Genomic DNA, 2,217 nt, shown 5'->3' on the forward strand with positions numbered 1-2,217 from the left:
ACATCAGGACGCTGCTCAAAGACGGTGTTTTGGCGGAACTGTCCATTGGCTATGACGCGGTTGACTTTGAATGGGATGGAGATAGCGGCATCCGGCATCTGAAGGAGATCAAGCTGTGGGAGGTCTCTATCGTAACCTGGGCAATGAACGACCAGGCGAAGATTAACGACGTGAAGTCGCTGGTGGAGGAAATGAGGACCGAGGCCAAGACCGGCAAAATCTCCCGCCGAAGGATGGACGCGCTGAAGCCGTTCATCGCCGTGGTCAAGGAGCTGCTGGAAATCCTCTCGTTCATGGACGCATCTGACGCAGACCCACCCCCAGCTGGGCCGGATGATCCACCGAATCCCCCAGCGAAACCCAAGAAGGACGCAGACCCGAACAAGCAAACCAAAAACGCCGGGATCATCTTCGAGATCATCCCCAACACAAACAGGAGGTAATTGAAAATGAAACTGACTCAAGAACAGCTTGCCGCCCTCATCGCGCAGGTGTTTGCGAACCTCATCGCGGCGGGCAAAGACCCCAGCGCCATTACCCAGGATGACATCATGGTTGAGGTCAGCGCCATCATCGACGAGGGTGACGCTGGCGACCCCGCCGGCAGCGAGGAAGAGGGTGCCCCCAAGGAAGACGAAGGTAAGGGCAAAGACCCCGCCATCACCCCTGAGTTCATCACCCAGGTGCTGGAGGCCCTGAAAGCCTGCCAGAAGACCGCCGGTGAGCCTGCGGGACAGAAGGACGCCGAGGAACCCTCTGCCCAGAAGGGTGCCGCTCCTGCGGCTACGCCCGCCCCCGCTGCCCCTGCGCAGCGTAAGTACTCCAGACTGTTCCTCTCCACCGGCGCCTCCCGTGATGGTGGCGCTGCCAGCAGCTTTAAGACCCGCATCGTTTCCATGTCCGCTCCTGAGCAGCGCAAGACCGTCTACGGTATGTTCGGCCGAGCTGTGAAGTGTATCCACGCCTCTGGCGGCGAGGTCGAGCGGGCCGCCTATGTTGCCGAGCACAAGTTCGGCGATGCTGAGATGGCCCGCGAGTTCAAGGCTCTGGCCGCGACCCAGCCCACCCATGGCGGTTATCTGGTTCCGGAGGTCTACGCAGACGAGATCATCGAGCTGCTGTACCCCTCCACGGTCATCTACGATCTGGGCGCCCGTCGGCTGGGCATGGACCACGGCAATCTCAACATCCCCAAGCTGAAGACTGGCACCCGCGCTATGTTCGCCGGGGAGAACCGGAAAATCCCCAAGACCGCTCCCAAATTCGGAAACATCCGGCTGTCCTCCAAGAAGCTGACCGCCCTGATTCCCATGAGCAACGACCTCCTTCGGTCCACCAACTTCGACAACGACGTTATCGTGGGCCAGGATGTGACCAAGCAGATGGCTCTCGGTGTGGACTGGGGCGCTTTCCAGGGCACCGGCGGGGAGTTCCAGCCCCTGGGTCTGTTCAACAACAAGGCCGTCCAGAACATCAACGTGGCCGAGATTGGCACCAGCTATGCCGGGACCGATGGTGTTCTGACCGCCATGTTCCCCAACTACCTCGTTGCCGCCGTGCTGAAGAACAACGTCTATGCTGATGCCTTGGGTTTCGTGTTCAACACCAGCGTGGAGCAGTTCTTCAAGTCCATCCGGGATAATACAGGCGGTTTCATCTTTGCTGAGGAGATGAACAAGCAGCACACCCTGGCAGGCTATCCCTACCGGACCACCAACCTGATCGAAACCGTGAGCGGCAAGACCAAGATTGCTTTCGGCAACTGGAACGACCTTATCATCGGCGAGCAGGGTGCCCTGGAAATCGAGACCAGCCGCGAGGGCAGCTGGACCGATGAGGCTGGCAATCTTGTGTCTGCCTTCGAGAACGACCAAACCCTTATCCGGGCCATCGACAATGTGGACGTGGGCCTGCGCCATGACGAGAGCTTCGTGGTGGCTACCGGCGTCGCCGTCCCTGTCTGATCTGAGAAGGAGGAAATGAGACTATGAAACGCAATCTGTTTCAGAACGTTCTGGTGATGCCCTGCAAGTCCGGCGATGTCATCGACCGGGAGGGGTATCTCTCCGCTGTTGTCGGGGCTGTTGTCAGTTCCGGCGGCAGCATGACCGTGACCGTTGAGCACAGCGACGACGGCGAGACCTTCGTGCCCGTGACTGACGAGCGGGTGTTCCCTGATCAGCAGACCGAGGGCGGTAAGTTCACCTTCAAGGAGCC

Annotated in this window: 2 protein-coding genes and 1 pseudogene; all 3 read left to right on the forward strand. The window is 59.6% G+C overall.

Going from position 1 to position 2,217, the window contains the following annotated elements:
• A partial coding sequence (locus D5269_RS17505; RefSeq protein WP_199735784.1) for an HK97 family phage prohead protease occupies positions 1-443 on the forward strand: 443 nt, incomplete at its 5' end.
• 6 nt (positions 444-449) lie between these two features.
• Positions 450-1,964, forward strand: a complete 1,515-nt coding sequence (locus D5269_RS17510; protein ID WP_120487404.1) for a phage major capsid protein — start codon at positions 450-452, stop codon at positions 1,962-1,964.
• A 23-nt stretch (positions 1,965-1,987) separates the two neighbouring features.
• A pseudogene (locus tag D5269_RS17515) lies at positions 1,988-2,217 on the forward strand (hypothetical protein); the annotation flags it as partial.

The organism is Anaerotruncus sp. 1XD42-93 (genome assembly GCF_009917605.1).
Classification (GTDB): Bacteria; Bacillota; Clostridia; order Oscillospirales; family Ruminococcaceae; genus Anaerotruncus.